Source organism: Streptomyces lydicus (assembly GCF_004125265.1).
Taxonomy (GTDB): Bacteria; Actinomycetota; Actinomycetes; order Streptomycetales; family Streptomycetaceae; genus Streptomyces; species Streptomyces lydicus_C.
The window spans coordinates 3,674,239-3,692,627 of the sequence record NZ_RDTE01000003.1; the positions used below are offsets into that span (position 1 = coordinate 3,674,239).

General features: G+C 68.9%; 13 protein-coding genes and 1 pseudogene. 10 read left to right on the plus strand and 4 right to left on the minus strand.

Features of this window, described 5'->3' with window-relative positions:
• The first annotated feature begins 41 nt into the window (after positions 1-41).
• On the plus strand, positions 42-194 hold the full coding sequence (locus D9V36_RS40960) for a hypothetical protein (RefSeq protein ID WP_164992973.1): 153 nt from the start codon (positions 42-44) through the stop codon (positions 192-194).
• Positions 195-268: 74 nt separating this feature from the next.
• Here the strand turns inward: D9V36_RS40960 and D9V36_RS18440 are convergent, their stop codons facing one another.
• Positions 269-973, minus strand: a complete 705-nt coding sequence (locus D9V36_RS18440) for a TetR/AcrR family transcriptional regulator (RefSeq protein ID WP_129294759.1) — start codon at positions 971-973, stop codon at positions 269-271.
• A 105-nt stretch (positions 974-1,078) separates the two neighbouring features.
• Between D9V36_RS18440 and D9V36_RS18445 the strand changes: the two genes are divergently transcribed.
• From D9V36_RS18445 to D9V36_RS18460, 4 genes are all read left to right on the plus strand, one after another.
• Positions 1,079-2,524, plus strand: coding sequence for an amidase (locus D9V36_RS18445; RefSeq protein WP_129294760.1), 1,446 nt, complete (start codon positions 1,079-1,081; stop codon positions 2,522-2,524).
• 655 nt (positions 2,525-3,179) lie between these two features.
• Positions 3,180-4,784 (plus strand): FAD/NAD(P)-binding protein, encoded by a 1,605-nt coding sequence (locus D9V36_RS18450; protein ID WP_164992974.1) that lies wholly within the window; start codon positions 3,180-3,182, stop codon positions 4,782-4,784.
• Positions 4,784-6,226 carry an MFS transporter gene (locus D9V36_RS18455; RefSeq protein ID WP_129294762.1) on the plus strand — a complete coding sequence of 481 codons (1,443 nt, stop codon included), beginning with the start codon at positions 4,784-4,786 and terminating at the stop codon, positions 6,224-6,226. The genes D9V36_RS18450 and D9V36_RS18455 overlap by 1 nt, the downstream gene beginning before the upstream one ends.
• 219 nt (positions 6,227-6,445) lie before the next feature.
• Entirely contained in the window at positions 6,446-6,958 is a 513-nt protein-coding gene (locus D9V36_RS18460) for a hypothetical protein (RefSeq protein WP_129294763.1), read from the plus strand.
• 202 nt (positions 6,959-7,160) lie between these two features.
• Here the strand turns inward: D9V36_RS18460 and D9V36_RS18465 are convergent, their stop codons facing one another.
• Both D9V36_RS18465 and D9V36_RS18470 read right to left on the minus strand, forming a co-directional pair.
• Entirely contained in the window at positions 7,161-8,168 is a 1,008-nt protein-coding gene (locus tag D9V36_RS18465; RefSeq protein WP_129294764.1) for a glycosyltransferase, read from the minus strand.
• Between the two features lie 7 nt (positions 8,169-8,175).
• Complete coding sequence (locus D9V36_RS18470; RefSeq protein WP_164992975.1) at positions 8,176-9,465, minus strand: MFS transporter; 1,290 nt, start codon at positions 9,463-9,465, stop codon at positions 8,176-8,178.
• 388 nt (positions 9,466-9,853) lie between these two features.
• On the opposite strand from D9V36_RS18470, the gene D9V36_RS18475 reads away from it, so the two are divergent.
• The 5 genes and pseudogenes from D9V36_RS18475 to D9V36_RS42060 all read left to right on the plus strand — a co-directional run.
• Complete coding sequence (locus tag D9V36_RS18475; protein WP_129294766.1) at positions 9,854-10,456, plus strand: GNAT family N-acetyltransferase; 603 nt, start codon at positions 9,854-9,856, stop codon at positions 10,454-10,456.
• Positions 10,457-10,459: 3 nt separating this feature from the next.
• Positions 10,460-11,236: a polysaccharide deacetylase family protein gene (locus tag D9V36_RS18480; RefSeq protein WP_206739690.1), complete on the plus strand. Its 777-nt coding sequence runs from the start codon at positions 10,460-10,462 to the stop codon at positions 11,234-11,236.
• A gap of 590 nt (positions 11,237-11,826) precedes the next feature.
• Positions 11,827-15,969, plus strand: coding sequence for a CHAT domain-containing protein (locus D9V36_RS18485; RefSeq protein WP_129294767.1), 4,143 nt, complete (start codon positions 11,827-11,829; stop codon positions 15,967-15,969).
• The gene (locus tag D9V36_RS18490; RefSeq protein ID WP_129294768.1) at positions 15,966-16,706 is read left to right on the plus strand and encodes a hypothetical protein; all 741 of its coding nucleotides are present in this window, start codon (positions 15,966-15,968) and stop codon (positions 16,704-16,706) included. The genes D9V36_RS18485 and D9V36_RS18490 overlap by 4 nt, the downstream gene beginning before the upstream one ends.
• 111 nt (positions 16,707-16,817) lie before the next feature.
• A pseudogene (locus tag D9V36_RS42060) lies at positions 16,818-17,135 on the plus strand (LacI family transcriptional regulator); the annotation flags it as partial.
• Positions 17,136-17,335: 200 nt separating this feature from the next.
• Here the strand turns inward: D9V36_RS42060 and D9V36_RS18500 are convergent.
• A complete protein-coding gene (locus D9V36_RS18500) occupies positions 17,336-17,791 on the minus strand; it encodes a hypothetical protein (protein WP_129294769.1) in 456 nt (151 codons plus the stop codon).
• Positions 17,792-18,389 lie beyond the last annotated feature (598 nt).

An 18,389-nucleotide genomic window follows, 5' to 3' on the forward strand; every position in this document is an offset into this window, starting at 1 on the left:
TCGGCAGCATGCCCGCCGCCTAGTTCCTGCACCTCCTCACCGTGGCCCAACTGCTCGTGGTGGCACTGTTGGTGAGCCCGGCCGGCGTCTTCTTCGACGTGGCGCACGGCAGCGTGCTGCCCTATGTGCTGCCCCGGCGCCGGGGCTCCCCCCTGTGCCGCTACCGCACCCTCCCCGCCGAGTGGGAGGTCTGATCCCCGGCATCAGCTCCCGAAGGGGACCATCCCAACGGCTCCCGGACGAATCTTCCGCTCCGTCCCCACACCGGTCAGCCCCGTCCTGACCCCGGATCCTGGCCGTCGCCGCCCTTCCCCGCCGGATCCTGGCCGTCGCCGCCCTCCCCGCCCGGATGCTGCGCCAACGCGGTCCAGGAGCGCAGGAGCAGGTCGAAGGCGTCGACGACGACGTCGTCCGGGATGCCGGCGGGGGCCAGCAGTCGCTGGATGAGCAGACCGTCCTCCAAGGCGTGGACGATCAGGGCGAGGAACGCGGGGTCCGCCGGCGACTCGACCCCGCGGGCGGCGAACGCCCGCTCCAGGCCGGCGGCATGGGCGTCGCGGGCGAGGAGTTCACGTTCGGCGAGCAGCGGCCGCAGTTCCTCGTTCCGCATCGCGTGCAGGACGAGCTCCATACGCAGGGCGAGCCATGCGGGCAGGTGCCCGGCGCGGTCGCGGTTCCAGGCCCGGAGCTTGTCGAGGGCATCGGCGAAGGAGGCGGCGCCCTGGGTGAGGGCGCCGACTTCGTCCAGTTCGCGGCGGGTGCGGTGCTGCAGCAGCTCGGCGACGAGGGCGTTCTTGTCCTCGAAGTTCCCGTAGAAGGCGCCGCGGGTGTAGCCGGCGCGCTCGGCGATCTGCTCGACGGAGGTGCCGTTGACACCGCGTTCGGTGAACAGCTCGGCGGCGGCGTCCAGCAGACGGCCGCGGGTCTGCTGCCGGCTCTCTTCGCGGGTCAGTCGCTTGCGTTCGGGTGTCACGACGGCATCCTACGGCCCGCTCCGATTTGATATTCAGTTTTGCATCCAAATACAGACCTGTATCTTAAGCCTGCATCGTCACTGACTGAGCGAAGGGAGGGTCCGATGGGCACGACCACGGAACTGTGGGCGCTGGAGGCGTCGGAGCTGGCGGGGCTGGTGGCCCGGGGAGAGGTGTCGGCGGCGGAGGCCGTAGAAGCGCACCTGGAGCGGATCGTCGCGGTGAACCCGCAGGTGAACGCGGTGACCCGGCTGCTGGAGGACAGCGCCCTGCAGGCGGCGCGGGAGACCGACCGGCGCCGGGCCGCCGGGGAACGGCTGGGCCCGCTGGCCGGGGTGCCGTTCACGGTGAAGGAGAACATCCACGTCGCCGGTTCGGCGACCACGCACGGCGTCCCGCACTTCCGCGACTGGGTGGCGCCGTCGGACGCTCCCCCGGTGCGGCGGCTGCGCGCGGCCGGGGCGATTCCGGTCGGCCGCACCAACATGCCCGACCTGGCGCTCGCCGGAGTGCACACGGTCAGCCAGCTCTTCGGGGACACCGTCAACCCGTGGGACCCGCAGCGCTCTCCCGGCGGCACCAGCGGCGGCGACGCGGTCGCGGTGGCCACCGGCATGGCACCGCTGGGCCTGGGCAACGACTCCGGCGGGTCTGTCCGCAACCCGGCGACGTTCAACGGCGTCGCGGCGCTGAAACCGAGCTACGGACGGTTCCCGGCCGACCACCGGATGAGCGATCATGAGCCGGTCCTGGGCCACCAGCTCTTCCCCGTAGACGGGCCGCTGGCCCGGTCGGTGGCGGACCTGCGAGCGGCATACGAGGTGCTGGCGGGCACGGACTGGCAGGACCCGCGGGCGGTCCCGGCACCGCTGTACGGACCGCGGCCGGACGCGCCGCTGCGGGTCGGCGTGGTGACCGACCCCGGCGGCCACGGCGACGTCCACCCGGACGTGCGCGCGGCGATCGAGAAGGCGGCCGCCGCCCTGGAGGACGCCGGGCACCCGGTCGAGGAGGTCGAGGTGCCACGCCTGCAGGACGCCCTCGACGGCTACGGCGCGCTCCTGCGGGCCGAGTTCAGCCTGGCCTGGCCCATGCTCAGGCGACTGCTCACCGACGACAGCGCCCGCCATATCGAGATGGACATCCAGCGTCACCCGGCCGTCGGCCTGGAGGAGTACCTGCGGCAGACCGGGGTGCGCCTCGGCGTACAGCGCGCGTGGGCCCGCTTCTTCGAGGACTTCCCGCTGCTGCTCGGACCGGTGTCCACGCAGCCGGCACCGGAGCCGGTGATACCGCGGACCCCGGAGGAGCGCGACGCGATGATGTCGCCGATACGCCTGCTGACCGCGACCACGTACGTGGGGGTGCCGGCCGTGGCCGTACCCACCGGTCTCGCGGCCGGCCTGCCGCAGGGCGTCCAGGTCGTGGCGGGGATGTACCGCGAGGACCGGTGCCTGGACGCGGCACAGCGGATCGAGGAGCGCCTGGGCGTACTCACGCCGCTGGAGCCGCGCGCCCACCGGACCGACGAGGGCCATCGGGCCGACTGAGACCGCCGGGCCGGCGGGGGGGATCGGCCCGACTGAGACCGCCGGGCCGACGGGGATCACCGGGCCGACGGGCAGGGGAACTGACGGAGAGGAGAACTGACAGACAGGAGAGCCGACGGAAGCAGGGGCGCAAGCCCGTCGAAAGAGCCCCGCGACAGCCGGAAAGACCCGGCCGCACGGAAGCCAAGGCTCCACTCAGATGGTCAACTACCGCCCCTGCACTGCAATTTGGCCATAAGTGGCTCAGAATCGCCGCAATGGCATCTTTGAGCCACCTGGAACGCCAAATTCGGATGGCGATCGACGATCGGCTGCCTAGAATCAGCCACATCGGCCGGTCGCCCGCCTGGCCGATGCCGTGCATCGGTTCCGGGGGAGAACCACCGGGTGCCGCCGTTCCTGGAATGGCGGCACCCATGACGTGTGCGGAGAACCGCTGCGGGCGGGGTGCGCCGTCATCTCGGCACCCGGGTACGGAAGGACCGGTCCGGGGAACACCGGCCCGGCACGGGCCGACGCGAGCGTCCGCGAACAGCCCCGTACTCCTTGCTTCATGAAACCCACCGGCCCCCACCGGCCTTGATCGGGAGGGACGCCCGTGGCGCGCCGTCGCGATCGCCGACCTGCTGCTTTTCATGATTCGCTGGAGGCTTCTGTGACATCTCGCCCCGTCATCGCCGTCATAGGCGGTGGTGCCGCCGGAACCGCCTTCCTTGCCGCCTGCGCCCGCGAACTCTCCGCCGACAGCCGGGAGTTCGCCGCGGACATCCATGTCTTCGACCCGACGGACCGGTTCGGTCCGGGCGTCGCCTACGCGCGCGACACCCACGCCGCCCTGTTAAACCGTCCGCTGTCCGCCATGTCCGTGGACTACAACGATCCCGGCCAGTTCCGCCGATGGCTCAATCGCTCCGCGGAGCAGCTGCGTTCCACCGCCATCCCCCTGGACTGGAAGGCCGCCTCGGCCTTCGCCCCCCGCGCCGCCTTCGGCCACTACCTGGAGGGGGTTTTCGCCGGGGCCTGCGACGATCTCGAACACCTCGGCGCCCGGGTGACGACCGTGCGCAGCTCGGTCACGGGGATCGCCGAGGTCACGGAGGCCACCGAGGCCGCCGGGGTTTCCGGGGTTGCCGGAGCCACCGGGACCGGCAGGGCCGCCGAAGGCCCGGCCGCCTACGCCATCACCACCGCGGACGGCATGACCTTCACCGCCGACAGCGTGATCCTGGCGGTCGGCACGTTGCCTCCCGTCGACGTCTTCGGCCTGGCCGACGCACCAGGTTTCATCGCCCAGCCCTACCCCCTGGCACCGTCGCTGGCCTGCGTGGATCCCGCGGACCGGGTGCTGGTCCTGGGCACGGGGCTGACGGCCGTCGACAGCGCGCTCGTGCTCACCGAACAGGGCGTTGGGGTCACCCTGGCCTCCCGCTCCGGCTTCGTACCGGATGTGAGATCCAGTCCGGTCTCGCGCTGGGACGATCCGGAACACTCCTTCGGCGGCCTGGAACTCGCCTCCCGGGGTGCCGTCACGCTCCGGGACATCTACACCCTCATCGATTCCTCGCTCCGCGACCACGGCACCAGCCTGCGGGACGCGGTGCGCCCGTACGCGGAGCGGTGGCCCGCGGCGGAGCTGCTGCGGTCGCGGCTGGCGGACCCCGGCCCCGCGGGCCTGCTCCAGCGCTGCGTCACCGCACTCACCCCGGCGTACTCCGCGCTCTGGCGTGCGCTGCCACCGGGCGAACAGCGCGCCTTCCTGCGAAGACACCACCGCGCCTTCGCCTGCCTGCGAAACCCCATGCCACCGGTGAACGCGCGCAAGCTGGTCGCCCTCGCCGAGGCGGGGGACGCCGGCTTCCGGCGCGGTGTCACCGCGGTCCGCAGCGAACCGGGCGGCGGCTTCACGGCCTCGTACGCCGACGGCTCCACCGAGCGGTACGACCGGGTCGTCAACGCCGTCGGCCGGACCAACGACCTCACCGCCGCCCCCGAAGGCTCCCTTCTGCGGGACCTCGCGCGCCGGTCCCTGGTGGCCGCGCACCCGGCAGGGGGCATCCAGGTGGAACCGGAGAGCAACCGTGCCCTGCGTCCGGACGGCACCCCCCGGCCGGGCTTCCATGTGGTCGGCGACCTGGCCTCGGGCGTCCACTTCCATTCCAGCTCCATGGAGTACGTCGCCCGGCAGGCGGCGCGGGTCGCCCGGTACAGCGTCGACGAGCACGACCGGGAGCCCGACCGGTACGCCCTGCAGGCGGTCTGATGACCGACATCCGCCTCTCCCGCGGGCTCACCCTGTGCCTGATGTCACTGGTGTGTGTGCCCCAACTCGCCCTCGCCGCCTTCGTTCCGGCCATCCCGCAGATCGGCGCCCACTTCGGCGCTGGCGAGTCGGACCTCAGCCGCTCGATGGTCGGCTACATGGCGGCGTACGCCATCTCCATGCTGGTCACCGGCCAGTTGGCCGACCGGTACGGAGCCAAGCGGACCCAGCTGGCGGCCCTCGCCCTGTTCGCGGGCGCCTCCGCACTCTGCCTGCTGGCCCCGAACGTTGCCGTCTTCATCGCCGGCCGGGTCCTGCAGGCCCTGGGCGCCGGCGCGGGCACGGTCATCGCCCGGCTGTGGGTGCAGAAGGACCTGCCGCAACGGGAACGGCTCAATGTGCTCACCGCGCTCACGACAGTGATCGCGGTGACCCCCGCCGTCTCGCCGCCGCTCGCGGGCCTGCTGGTGCAGTACGCCTCGTGGCGCGTGCTGTTCGTCTGCATGACGGCGGTCGGCGTCGCCACCCTCGTGGGCGCCGTGTTCCTGCTGCCCTCCGACAAGCCGCGCAACAGGCCGCAGACGGCCGGTGGACGTCAGACGCCGGGACCGGCACCGGGCAAGGGACCGGCAGCGGAACGGGGCAAGGGACTGGCAGCGGGACCGGCAGCGGGACCAGCGCCTGCACCGGAAACCCCGCCCCGCACCCCCTCCGAAGGTCCCCTCACCGCCTACCGTCGCATCCTCGGCAACCGGGATTTCACCGTTTTCGCCGCCGCCATCAGCCTCGCCTGGTGCGCGTACTTCACCTTCACCACCTACTCCAGCCACGCCATCCAGGTCGGCCTCGGCGCCTCCCCCGTCGAGTACGGGGCCCTGTACACACTGGTGATCGCCGGTTACGTGACGGGGAGCAGCGTGGCCAAGCGCCTGGGCCGGGTGCGTTCCCTGGAGCTGGTCGCCCGGCTCGCTTCCTCGGTGGCGGCGGCCGCGGCGCTCGTGATGTCCGTCAGCGTGCGGATCTGGCCGGACGAGCCGCTGAGCCTGGTCGTCCCCATGGCGTTCTGCATGGTGGGCGTCGGAGCGATGTTCCCGACCTGCCAGGCCGGGATGATGCGCTACGACGGTCAACACGCGGGCGCCGCCTCCGGCTTGTTCTTCGCCCTGCAGATGGCGTCCGGCGCCGCCTACACCGGAGTCACCGGACTGGGCGGCGACCCGGAGTTCCCCGGACTCGCCGTGGCCATCGCCCTGCCCGCACTCGCACTCCTGCTGGTGTGCGCCGCCCTGATGCGCACCACCGCGCAGCGGCCACCGCAAGGACCGGCGGACGCGCCGCGCCCGGCGCCCGAACGACAGCCGGGCACGGAACCGGAGCGGACACCCGGCCGGCCGGAGGCATCCGCGACGGCGGTCCTCCACCACGAGAACCAGAGCCCCTGACCGTCGCCATGCATCAAGGAAGGCCGGCCCCGGACACATCCGCGCCGGTCAGCGAGCACCCGGCCACGACGCGACGTGTCGTGGCCGGGTGCTCCGCCGCATCCCCCCACACGCCCCCCGAACCTGCCACCGTCGCCGAATCGGGGAATGAGGTCCGGGAGTGAATCCGGGAATGAATCCGGGACCCACCGAGGTCAACCGGCCCGTAGGGTCACCTGCATGGGTGCCACGACAGCCGCCATGATCACTGCCATCGTCGGAGTGCTCGGCACACTCCTGGCCCCCTTGGTCGCCATAGGGGCGACGAAGCGCCAGCGAGCGCAGGAGCTCCGAACCGAGGAGAGCAGGCGGCTCTTCGAGGAGCGACGTGCCGCGTACACCGCGATGAACCGAGCCTCCCGCCACTTCCACACCATGCTGAAGGACGCCCTGCACCGCTTGCGGGACGGGGTCTACACCGACGACGACCGTGCCCAGGTCGAGGAGGCGCGACGGGACTACCGGGACCGCTACGCCGAGGCCCAGATGATCGTCCCCGAAGCGGTACTCACGGCATCCCGCGAGCTGAACGTCGTCCTGGCCGGAATCGACGCCACCGCCAAACGGATCGACCGCGGCCTCTCCCGAGAGGGCGAAAGCGCGGACCAGGCCCTCCTCGACCTCAAAGCCGCCGAACCCGCCCTCACCACCATGCGCCGGATCATGCGCGAAGACCTGGGCGTGGCCGACTGACACTAAGGGCTGCCCCAGCAGTGAAACGGAAGCCCCGGCCGGTGCGGTGCCTCAAGCCCACTGGCGAATCCCAGGAGTCAATCCGGCGGCCGGCACGGTGCAGATCCCCCTTCCCGCACCAGGCGCCCGGATCGGCAGAACATTCGCGGATGGGCCGCCCCGCGCCCCACGCCCCACGCCCCACGCCCCACCGGGACATCCCTCAAGACCGCACCTGCGCGTACAGATCGCACACGCCGTTCACAAAACCCTCGGCCGACAGGTGCTTCTCGGCCAGCAGGCGCACCTCACGACGGTCGGTCCGCAAGGCGTTCCGGACGTCCGTCATGACCTGCGTGGCGTCCTGACCGCAGTGCGCGCCGGTGAGGTTGTAGTGCATCAGGGCGTCGACGTTGTCCTCGGTGACGAGGCCGGCATAGCCGTAGCCCGCGCAGATGGTCGGTATTCCCGTCGCCATCGCCTCCATGGCGCCACGGCCGAGTGAGACGACCACGTCCATTTCGCCCAGCAGATTCGGTATGGAGTGGCAGGGCACGTGGTTGATCAGAATAATCTCGCTGCCGAAGCGGTCGCTGATGTCCCAGAAGCCCGGTCCGTCACCCGCCGCGTAGACGAGGAGACCGGCCCGGTCGAGGTTCTCCATGACCTGGCCGACCAGTGCCTCACGTCCCGAATCCATCCGGCAGTAGACGAGTACCCGGGGCCGTTCCGGAGCGCTCGCGCGGGGGACCTCCGGGAAGCGGTCCAGATCCACGCCCTGGCGGACCAGTGCCGCCTTTCCCGCAGGGAGATATGCCTCCTGAAGGGTGAGCGCGTTCTCCGTCATGCAGAGGAAGCGTTCGCAGCGCGAGACGACGTAGTCCGACGAACGGCGGCCCGGATGGTGCACGACACGGAAAGCGGGGACCGAGGCGGGAAACTGACGGAGCATCACTTCGGCGTCCTCGTCGACGAGGATCAGATCGGTCTCACCCGGCGGCCCGACGTCCTCGGTCACGGAGATCGAGTCTGTGCCCCTGAGCATCGGCACAAGGGGGAAGTTGCGCAGGTCGTCGACCACGAGGCGGACGTCGTGCCCCTCCCGGCCCATGACTCCGAGCAGGTCGAGGATGAAGCTGTGCTGGCCGTAGGTGTGGTACCGCCCGCCTTGCTTGTGCTTCCCGTCGTAGATCGAGTTGGAGCCGGCCGCGAGCAGATAGGTTATGTGCACGGTTTCCTCATAGATTGTCCTGTGTCGGCCGGGCTGTGGCAGGGCCGACGAGAGTTGCCGTTGGTCTCGGAAGTACGAGCCGGAATCCCGTGGCGGTGCGCGTGACCGACAGGGCGCGGGCCATCACAAGGGCGATGCCGATGACCAGCACGGTGACGGCCACGGCGCCCCCGCTGAGGCCGAGGACGGCTCGGGGTCCCCAGAGGCGTGCCAGCCAACCCGACGTCAACGTGCCCAGCAGCCAGCCGACTCGGTAGACCGACAGGTAGAGCGCCAGCACACGGCCCCGGAGTTCGGGGTCGGTCCACAGCTGCGCCAGAGTGAGCAAGGCGGTTCGCAGGACCACGGATATCACTCCGATCGGGAAGAGAACCGCGATCAGCGTGACGACGGTCGGCATCGCCCCTGCTGCCGACTCCAGGACACCGAGCAGCAGGGTGCCGACCAGCACGGTGCCGAGCGCGGGCTTGGCCCGCCACATGGCGCAGGCTCCGGTGAGCGCACCGACCGAGATGGCGGTCAGCAGCGTGCCGTAGGTGTCCGCCCCTTTCCCGAGCTGGTCCGACAGGAGCAGCAGCAACGGCGGAAGGCTGGTCGCGAAAACGCTCACCACCGCCGTGATGGCCATCAGCAGGAGGAGATCGCGCCGCGGTGCGAGGTACCCCACGGCGCGCCACAACTGCGCCCGCTCCTTGGGCGCCTTCTGCCGCTCGTGCAGTTCTCCGGGCCGCATGAAGAGCAGCGCCGCGATCACCGCGACGTAGGACACGGCGTTCACCGAGATCACTCCGGCCGTGCCCAGCCATCCGATCACGGGCCCCACCAGCGCGGCCCCCACCACCACCGAGAGGTCCAGTATCGCGTTGTTGACGGTGATCGCCTGGCGCAGATGGCTGTCCGCCGCGATCTCGGACACGAACACCTGAGTGGTGGGCACCGCCACCGCGTTCACCGCGCCCACGAGCAGCGCACTGACGATGAGTTGCCACACGGTGAGTGCGTTGTGCGAGGCCAGCAGGCCGAGCACTGCCGACAGGCCCCCCAGCGCCGCACTGGTCCCGATCAGTACGGGACGCGCGGGCAGGCGGTCGGCGACAAAGCCGCCGAACGGTCCCGCGACCAGCATGGCGAAGATGGGTGCGGCGGTGACGATTCCGAGGACAAAGCCGTTGTGGCTCAGTCGCAGTGCGATCCAGCCCAGCGCCACCACCTGCATGCTGGAGCCGATCTGGGATATCAGTTGGCCGATGAAGAAGAGCCTGCTGTTCCGGAAAGAGAACAGGCTGCTCCCCTTCATTCCCGGCCGCCGCGAAAGCATACTCACCACGATCAGGCGGCGGTCATGGGAATCAGATCGCGCATTGCCCGGGCGGCTCTCGCTTCACAACGACGGGATGAATCGCGGACGGTGACGGCGAATGTGGGGCCAGTTGCGTGCATGGTTCCTCAGGCGTCGGGAGACTCCGGTCATCGAGGGTGCGTCGGCAGCCTCACCTGTTTTCATGTATTTCAGCGCCGGTAGGTTCCACCCAGGCACGACAAGTTTCAGCAACAACGCCTTGGTGTACGTGTGTTGGCTTCGGCCGCCCCGCCTCGTCAACGACCTGACGGTGCGCCAAACACAAGACGTCGCCCGCACCGACATGGACTGCCCATCGCCGGATGCCTGGTCGTAACCTGTCGCCATGTCGTTCACGCACCATCTCAATCACACACGCAATGCGTTTTTCCCACTTGCACTACCCGACATCGATGCCGAGGTGACCGTCTGCACCGATGCCGCTCACTTCAGGGCGGAGACCGGACGGATATACGACAGCGTCTTCCCGGAATCCGAGCGCTCCTTCGCCGTACCGCCAGAACGTCGCGAGGCGGTCGACCGGATTCGCGCGCAGCGCGACGACATACACCGGGAATACCTGCTTCTCCGGGACGGCAAAGGGTCCGTGGCCGGCTGGCTGACCGGGGAGGTGGAGGACCACGAGACGTTCTACGTGCGCACCGTGGGTATCGTCCCCGAGTATCGCCACACTGGAATTACCGAGCACTTCTACCCGCATTTCCTCGCATACATCAAGGCGTTGGGGTACGAACGGCTGACATCCCAACACCACCCGAACAACAGGGCCATCATCATTCTGCAACTCCGCGCGGGATTCACCATAGAGGGCTACAACGTCGACGAACGGTGGGGCCCGCAGGTCAAGATGGTGCGCTATTTGCACGACGACCGGGAGGCCGAGTTCCACCGGCGGCTTCGACTTCCGGTGTACGACCGGAGGCGCTGAGCGGTGACACCGATCACTCACGACGAGAGCACGCCGGGCTGGTCAGCTCCCGACTCCCTTCCCCCGGTGGTGCGGCACGGCTCTCGCACCAGGCGCGAGGTGGCGCTGACATTCGACGCGGACCTCACGGCGCACATGCGCAAACGCCTCGCGTCCGGCGAGGTCGCCTCGTACGCCAACATGCAGGTGGTCAAGGAACTCCAGCGGGCGAATGTGCCCGCGACGATGTTCCTCACCGGCCTCTGGATGGAGGAATACCCGGCCGAAACCCGCTATCTGGCCGCTGACGAGCTGTTCGAGCTGGCGACGCACTCACAGACCCACCGTGCTTTCCGGAGGAAGTGTTTCACCCTCGGATACGCGCCCCCCGAGGAGATGCTCGAAGAAGTCGTCCGGCCGATCGAACACCTCCGGAAAACGACACCGCGGTACACCCGCTACTTCCGTTTTCCCGGTGGCTGTTACGACGAGACGGCACTGCGCACCATCGCGCCGGCGGCCGTCACGGTCGTGGACTTCGACGTGGTGTCAGGCGACGCGTTCTGCGATTCCGCCGACAAGATCGTCGAACAGACCCTCGACCGGGCGACCAACGGCTCCATCATCCTCATGCACCTCGGGGGACCCAACGCCCCACAGACCGCCAACGCTTTGCCACGCGTGCTCGACGGCCTGCGCGCCGCGGGACTGACCCCGGTCACCCTCACCCGGCTCCTCGACGGGACAACCCCTCAGCCATCGGTTCCCACGGGCGAACGCCCGGCCACGACCGAACGCTGACGTCACACGCCCCACGCAGTAGGCGGCAGCCCTTCGCCACTTCGCCGACCGGCAAGCCGAAGGGCTGCCCCTATGGGCGGAGCCGACAACGCAGACCCCAGACCCCTCCACCCCGAACGACGAGCAGTCCGTCCTCGACGACCTCGTCAGGCGCTCACAACCGCTTGCCGCGGTGGCGTGGGTATCTTCCTCACCTCCACCTGAGCAGCCTCCCGGACGCCCGTTCCCGCAGGACGCGGTCCGTGCTCAGCGCAGCGTCGGCGAGGAGGTGGACGCGCCCGTACAGATGGAGTCAGCTCTCGGCCGTGGGACCCGTGCCGGAGAACCCGCGGCTGAGCGCGGTCCTGGCGCCCCATCCGCCCACGCACACGCACGCAAACGGCCCCGGACGAGAAGTCCGAGGCCGAACAAGACGCCTCCCGATCGGTCGCTGATCGCGCCGGCAGGGATGATGTTTGCCCAGGTCAGATGCGTGGCGGTGGCGGTGCCGGTCTCGAAGGGACTCCCGGCGTGCGTTGGCTCCCACAAGGGTCGTGTGCCTTCGTGTGGATCGACAGTCCGCCTCTGGCCGATCGCGCCGGATCACTACCATGAGTACTCCAACGGACGGGGGATTCGTGGTGGATGCGCGTCTTGGTGAGCTGGCCACTCGCGTACGGGAGTTCGGCGACGGCGGAGATCCGCGGCACGTGCTCGACGACGACGCCTTGGCCGTCGCGGCGGAACTCTCCGCCTCGGCCAACGGGCGCCCCGAAGAGGCCGACCCCGATGTCCTGCACACCATTGCCGCGTTCTATTGGGCCCGCTCCCTGGCACACAGGCGCGGCGCCCTTGCCGCCCGGGACCTTGAGACGGCCATCGGTGTATTCGGCCTGCTCTACCTGGTCGATCACCGGCGAGTGCCGCGTGAGCTGTGGCCCCGGCTCGCCGATGAGACCGGATACACCCCGTGGAGCGATCCGCTGCAGCATGCGGCAGATCTGGTCGTCGATGCTGAGGAGACAGGTGACACCACTGCCCTCGACCGGGCGATCAGCCTGATCAGGACCGTCGCAGACAGCGATGACAACTCATACCGGGACACCGTCCACGGCCTCGCGCTCCAACATCGCGCGGCTCTTCTCGACCGTCCTGCGGTGGAACGGAGCACCGATGCCGATGCCGCGGTGGAGCTGCTGGGCAGTGTGGCCGCTCTGCCGGAGCCGTCCGCCCTGCGGCGCGCGAGCCGCCGAACGTCCTTCGCCGATGCCCTCGTGCGACGCTTTGAGATCGCAGGGGACATCGAGGATCTCAGCCGAGCCGAGAGGGCCTGTCGGGATGCTCTCGCGGACGCTGCCGGGGACGCCTCTGCGTATGCGCGTGCAGCGGCCGCACTCGGTTCGGCTCTCGGCCGTCGTGTGGAAGCAACGGAAGCGACATCCGGTGACGAGGAAGGCGTGGTACCTGCACTGCGCGAAGCGGCCGAGTGGCTGCGCCGGGCGGTTGACCTGACGCACGGAGCCCATCGCGAGGCGCACCTGACCAACCTGAGCAGGGTCATGAGGATTCTTCTTGAGCGGACTTCCCGCGCCAGGAGGGCCAGACGGGGTCGGCAGTTGAACGACGCCGTTGCGGCCGAGGGGGACCGAGCGGCCCATCGGGAAGATCCCGAGGTCCGACGCCAGGCCGAAACATTGGTCGGTCTTGCTGGGCAGTTCTCGGCACGCGTGTTGACCGAGAGCGAGGCCATCCGCCGAGTGAAGGATCAGTCCCTTGAGCTCTCGGAGGACGCTGTGGGCTCCGTGGTGCTCGGTGCCTTACGTCTCGTACAGGCCGGCACGCCGTACGAGGCGGTGCCGGCGCTGACCCTCGCCTTGGAGGCCGCGCGCTCCCGTTGGGATGCCGGACAACGAACGCCCTGGTGGTGGGCGGCCGATGTCTACGTCGAAGCAGGACGGCTCGCGCTGATCGAGGTGGCCGACGGGCTGCTCTTCCGCCGCGCCTGTGCCGTGGCGGACGAACAAATCGCCGTTCTGCGCGACAGCGGCCGCGCCGAGGACATCGCCGAACTCGCCGAAACACTGTTCGCCGCAGGGCTGCTGCGGGTCAGCCCGTATGTGGGGAACATGTCGGGACTGTCCTTCGAGTCCGCCCATGATCTGTGGCGCGAACGCCAAGCTCGGCACCGCTCCATCCACCCCGACGATTCCGTCGCACCGGAATCTGCGGAGATGCCTCCTCCACTGGTCGCCGCCGAGGAGGCGGTCCGGTATCTGCGCGAGGCCGCCGACCTGTCGCGCGAGCACGAGCGAGGGCGTGTTCTCAAGGCGTTGGCTGAAGCCCTGTCCATGGTCGCCGGTCTCAAGCAGGAGTCGCATGACGAGGAGATCCGGACGGTGGCCCGTGAGGCGTTCGACCTGCTGGACCCGGTCCGGGATCCCCTCACCCATCTGTACCTACTGCGAGTCCTGTGCTTGCTGGGTGAACTCTCGCTGCCTGGTGACCTTCAGGACGTCCTGCCACTGCCGCTGGCCGCCATCCGGGACCGACAAGGGATGCAGGAGGCCGCGAGCGTCTTCGCCGAGGCCCTCACGCTTGCGGAAGATGCCCGCCGGCCCGACCTGGAACTCCAGCTGATCGAGGCCGCGGACCGCGAACTCCCCGACTTGCCCGCGGATTCCTACCGCCGTCGCCGCTGGTCCAGTGAGGTGCACTGTCTGGCAGGCAACCGTCTGGCCTGCTTCGCAGGGCTGATCCGAGTGGAGGAAGCCGCGGGAGCGCTCCGCACCCGCGCGGACGAAGAGGGCTGGCCTGCCGAGGCACGGGCGGCGACCCTCATCCACCTCGCCGCGCACGCCCGTGGAAACGAGGAGGAGCACATCGGCCGCGCTCTGACAGCGGAGGCACGGGAGCTGGCTCCGGAGTTGTGCCGGCGATGCGGTCCCGCACTGGGCTACCTCGACGGCACACTCTCGTACGACATGGGACTGCGTAGGTCGGGAACGGGACAGGAGGCCCTCGCCGCACGTCACTTCGCCGACGCACTCGCCTCCTACGCCTTGTGCGGCCAGATCGATATGGCGCTGAACAGCCTCGATGCCGCATTGCGCAGTGTGCTGTCAGCCGACGAGAACAGCGCCGGCATGGCCGTGGCGGCACTGATCCCCGCCGCCGTATGGCTGCGGGGCGGCATCGACGAAGCCATCGGCTGGAAGCTCCGGGATCTGTACCAACAGCTGATCCTCAAACTGAGCGGACCCACCATCCCCTACGGCCTGATGATGGCAATACACCAAGCCGCCAAAGGAATTGACCTCACGGTCATCACCGAACAGCCCGGCCCGTTCACCCCCTCAGCAAGGCTCTCGCGACTGCTGGACCGCATCCGGGCGGATGAAGCCCAGCTGTCCGGACCGCTGCGCGAGCCCGAACTGCCTGGCCCCGAAGAGGCCATGCTCTTCTACGTGGGCACCGGCGAGTCCGAACTCGGAAGCGATGCCGCAACGGAGCACCGCAACACGCAGCGCGCCGCGGACCGGTGGATCAGCCAGGAAATCCTGGCCACCGGCCACATGGACCGTATACCGATGATGTTCCCCGACGAGTTACAGGCACTGCTGACCGAAGACACCGTGCTGCTCTCGCTGTATCTCGGGCACGCCCGCCGGCAGGGCACCGAGACGCCGGTGCCCTCTCTGTCCGGCATGGCAGTGACCCGCGAGGACATGGAGCACCGCACCGCGCTCCTGACGAATTTCGAAACCGGGCTCATTCGTTTCACGCGTGCACAGCACACTCTCTTCGCCCACCCGGTGGCATTCCACGTCGCCGCCCTACGTCAGGCCATCGTCGCGGACCCGCTGCACCGGCCTGTCAGCCGTGAGGCGCAGAAGCAGCTGAGGGAGGACAGCTTCTCCCATCTGGCGGGCTTCACCGCTTTGCTGGACGGCTGGCGGGCCCAGGGAAAGCGACACCTGTGCATCTGGCCCAACGGCCCATTGCACTACCTCCCGTATCACCTGCTGGAGGTCGACGGCCGTCCCCTCGCCGAGGACTGGACCGTCACTCAGGTGCCGAGCCTGGGCTTCCTCCGTACTCCGGCACCCGGCCCTCACCGTCCGCCCAAGCGTGGGCTCGTCGCCTTCGCATCCGCGGCCGGGGGAACCCGGCACGGTCTCCTCGCTCGGAACGCCCTGGAAACACACGCCGACCAGGTCGCAGTGGCGATGCGCGGTCACGCAGTGCTGGGGGCCGCAGCGACACCGCGGCGACTGCTCACCGAACTCGCCGACGCGCGTTACGTCCACGTGGCCGCTCACGGGGCCCACAACGAGTGGGCCCCGTGGTACCAGTGCCTGTTCCTGTCGCCGGATGCGGACAACGACGGTCGTGTCTTCGCCCACGACATTCTCCGGGCCGACCTGCGGGGCGTCGAACTCGTGACGATGAGTTCCTGCGAATCCGCTCTGGGTCGCTTCGACGTCAATGACAATCTGCGCGGCCTGCCCGCCGCGTTCCTGTCCGCCGGCGCCTCGGCCGTCATCGGCTGCCTATGGCCGGTCCACCCGGAAGTGGCCACGGACTTCTTCGGAACGCTCTACGCGCGTCTCGCGCAGACACCGGACCGGCGAGCCGCCTTCCGCGCCGCGCAGTCGGCCGTCCGCGGCCGCCATCCGGCATTCCGCGATTGGGGCTCGTTCTGCTTCATCGGCGACTGGCGCCATGCGGATTTGAACCAAGGAGTTGCCTCGTGACCCATCTGGAACTGCCCCCGACCCCGCTCCGCGAGATCGACCTGGTGGAGGTGCCCCGGCTGCAGTTGCCTGCCCCGCAGCGACGCATCGAAGGTCGGGTATCGCTCAGCACCGCCGTCGTTCACCCACTGACCGCCGAGGAGGCAGCCGCAGGCGAGGCGGATTGGCTCGGCTTCCTGACCGCGGAGGCGTCGCACAGCGACTATCTCCTCCTCAGCCTCACGTGCGCCTTCCGCCCATCGGCAAACAGTGATCCTTTCGCCGACGCTGCCGTCGGCGTTCGCCTGGAGTCCCCTGATGAGCCTGCAGACCGACAGCCGATCGCCTGGTCGATCTCTCCCAAGAAGCGCTCCCACCCGGTGGAACGGGCAACCACCATTGGACTCAGTGCCAAGCTCGCGATCGAATCCACCCTCGAAATCACCCCTGGCCAAGGCCGGGAGGACCTTTTCATCATCGGAATGGGCGAAAGGGACAGCGACCCGGAGTGGCGCATCCAGGCGACCAGCCGTCACCCCCTGATCGGGGACGAGACCTTCACGCTGATCGTCAAGGCCACTGCCGGCGCTCCCGTTCAGGCCCACGTGACGGTGGCAGCCACCATCAAGCATCGGCGATTCGGCTTGATTCCCTACCGGGCAGACCTCCCCGCCGCATTGCGCACCATCGATCTGCGCCGTCAGACCGATCGGCGCGGCCAAAACCCAACGGCTGGCTTGCCTACGAGCGGCGCTTGACGCAAAGCGGCCTACCTGCGGCTTCCCGCGGCCGCAGTGAGCGGAGCGAGCCGCCGGAGTGAGGTGATGCCGTTAGGCCAGTCCTGCTGCACGGGACTGAGGAGCAGGTAGAAGAGTCTGATCACGTCCGATCCGGCGGGGGCCGGGCGGTGCGGGCGGGACAAGCGGCCCGCCCGGCCTCGGAGCCGGGGCCGCGGCTCGGAGAAGGTCATCACCGACGCACTGGGCATCCTGCTGACCGCCGAACGGGAGGCGCCGCTGTCCGGTCGCGACGACGAATTCGTCGGCATGGCTTTCAACGGCTGCACGAGCAAGCGCTTGGGTGAAATCGTCGGCCTGGAAACGGAGTTCGTCCGGCCTGGCGCAATCCGTGTCGAGTGGCAGCTTTACGAGCTGGACACCGGCGAGCTGATCCGCTGCCCGCCCAAGGGGGCATGCCCCGTACCGCTGCTTTGTGAGCCCTGGCCAGGAGTCCCGGCACAAGGGCGCAACGCCGACGAGCGGGCCGACACCTGCTTGATCCCGGGCCGATGCGTCTCCGCCGCGTTCGATCAGGCCAACCCTGCCAAGTCAGCAGATCCGCGGCCCGGTGCACTCGACGCGCCGAGCCGCGGTTGCTTGGGGGCATCTCAGATCAGGGGGTTCGCGCCGATCGTCACTTCTGTATTGGCGAGCATCCGGGCGATCTCCATCGGAAGGTTCCCGAATTCCTCCATGACGACATCGAACGGGTCCACAAGCTTGGCTTCACCGTCGTGTGCCACGCCTTCGATGACGTAGCGGAAGCCGCGCGGTGAGGTCTCGTCGTCCAGGACCTTCGACGAAGCCCCGTGCTCGCGAATTCCGACATCTGCCACGTACGCGGCCAGATCATTGTGCAGGGTGACCCAGTCATCCTGCTCGAATTCGTCAAGCGGGAGCCTGGACACGTAATCCTGCAGCGGGCCGATGAGGATCAGGGCATCCTGCTCGTATTGCTCAGCGGGGATGTTGAGCATGTCGGCGATCCCGAGCACATTCTCGTGCGCATCCTGGGCCCACTGATCGAGGTCGGCTCGCGCCTGGTCTGCCTCGGAAAACTGCATTCCTTCTCTCCCCAGTGGTGTGCCGCCTGCACGACACCCGGCACTGGTGCGCATCCTTGCGGTTCACAGCCCGCGTCGGACCCCGCACCATCATGGACGATCCAGGTGCACCCACAGCCTCTTCCCGGGTGTCCAGTAGGGCCGCCCGGGCTCGCTCAGCACCACCACTGTCCGCCGACGTCGATGTCAGCTGCGGATGTCAGCGGCCCGTCCTACTGGCTCGATGACATCGGCCCACACGCGAGTGGACCAGGGGTTTCCGTGCACCCCAAGTCGCGCAGCCACTACGTCATCAAGGAAGCGTGCGTTGGAGGTCTCCAGGGCCTCATGCGGCCACCAGAAGGAGTCACATTCAGTGCACAGGGAGAACGAAGACCCACCGTCCCTGAACCGGTACGGATGAACCCGGCCCTGCTCGCAGCACGGACACTGTGGAAGCCGTCTGGGCACGCACATCGCCGTTCAGATCGGCCGGAAGGCGCTCGGGTCGGTCCCCGGCGGAAGGCCCCTGGACATGTTCACGTAGACCGGACCGTAAGGAGTGGCGGTCTACCACGCCTCCCACTGATCTAGATCATGGGAGCAGAACCTCTTCAAA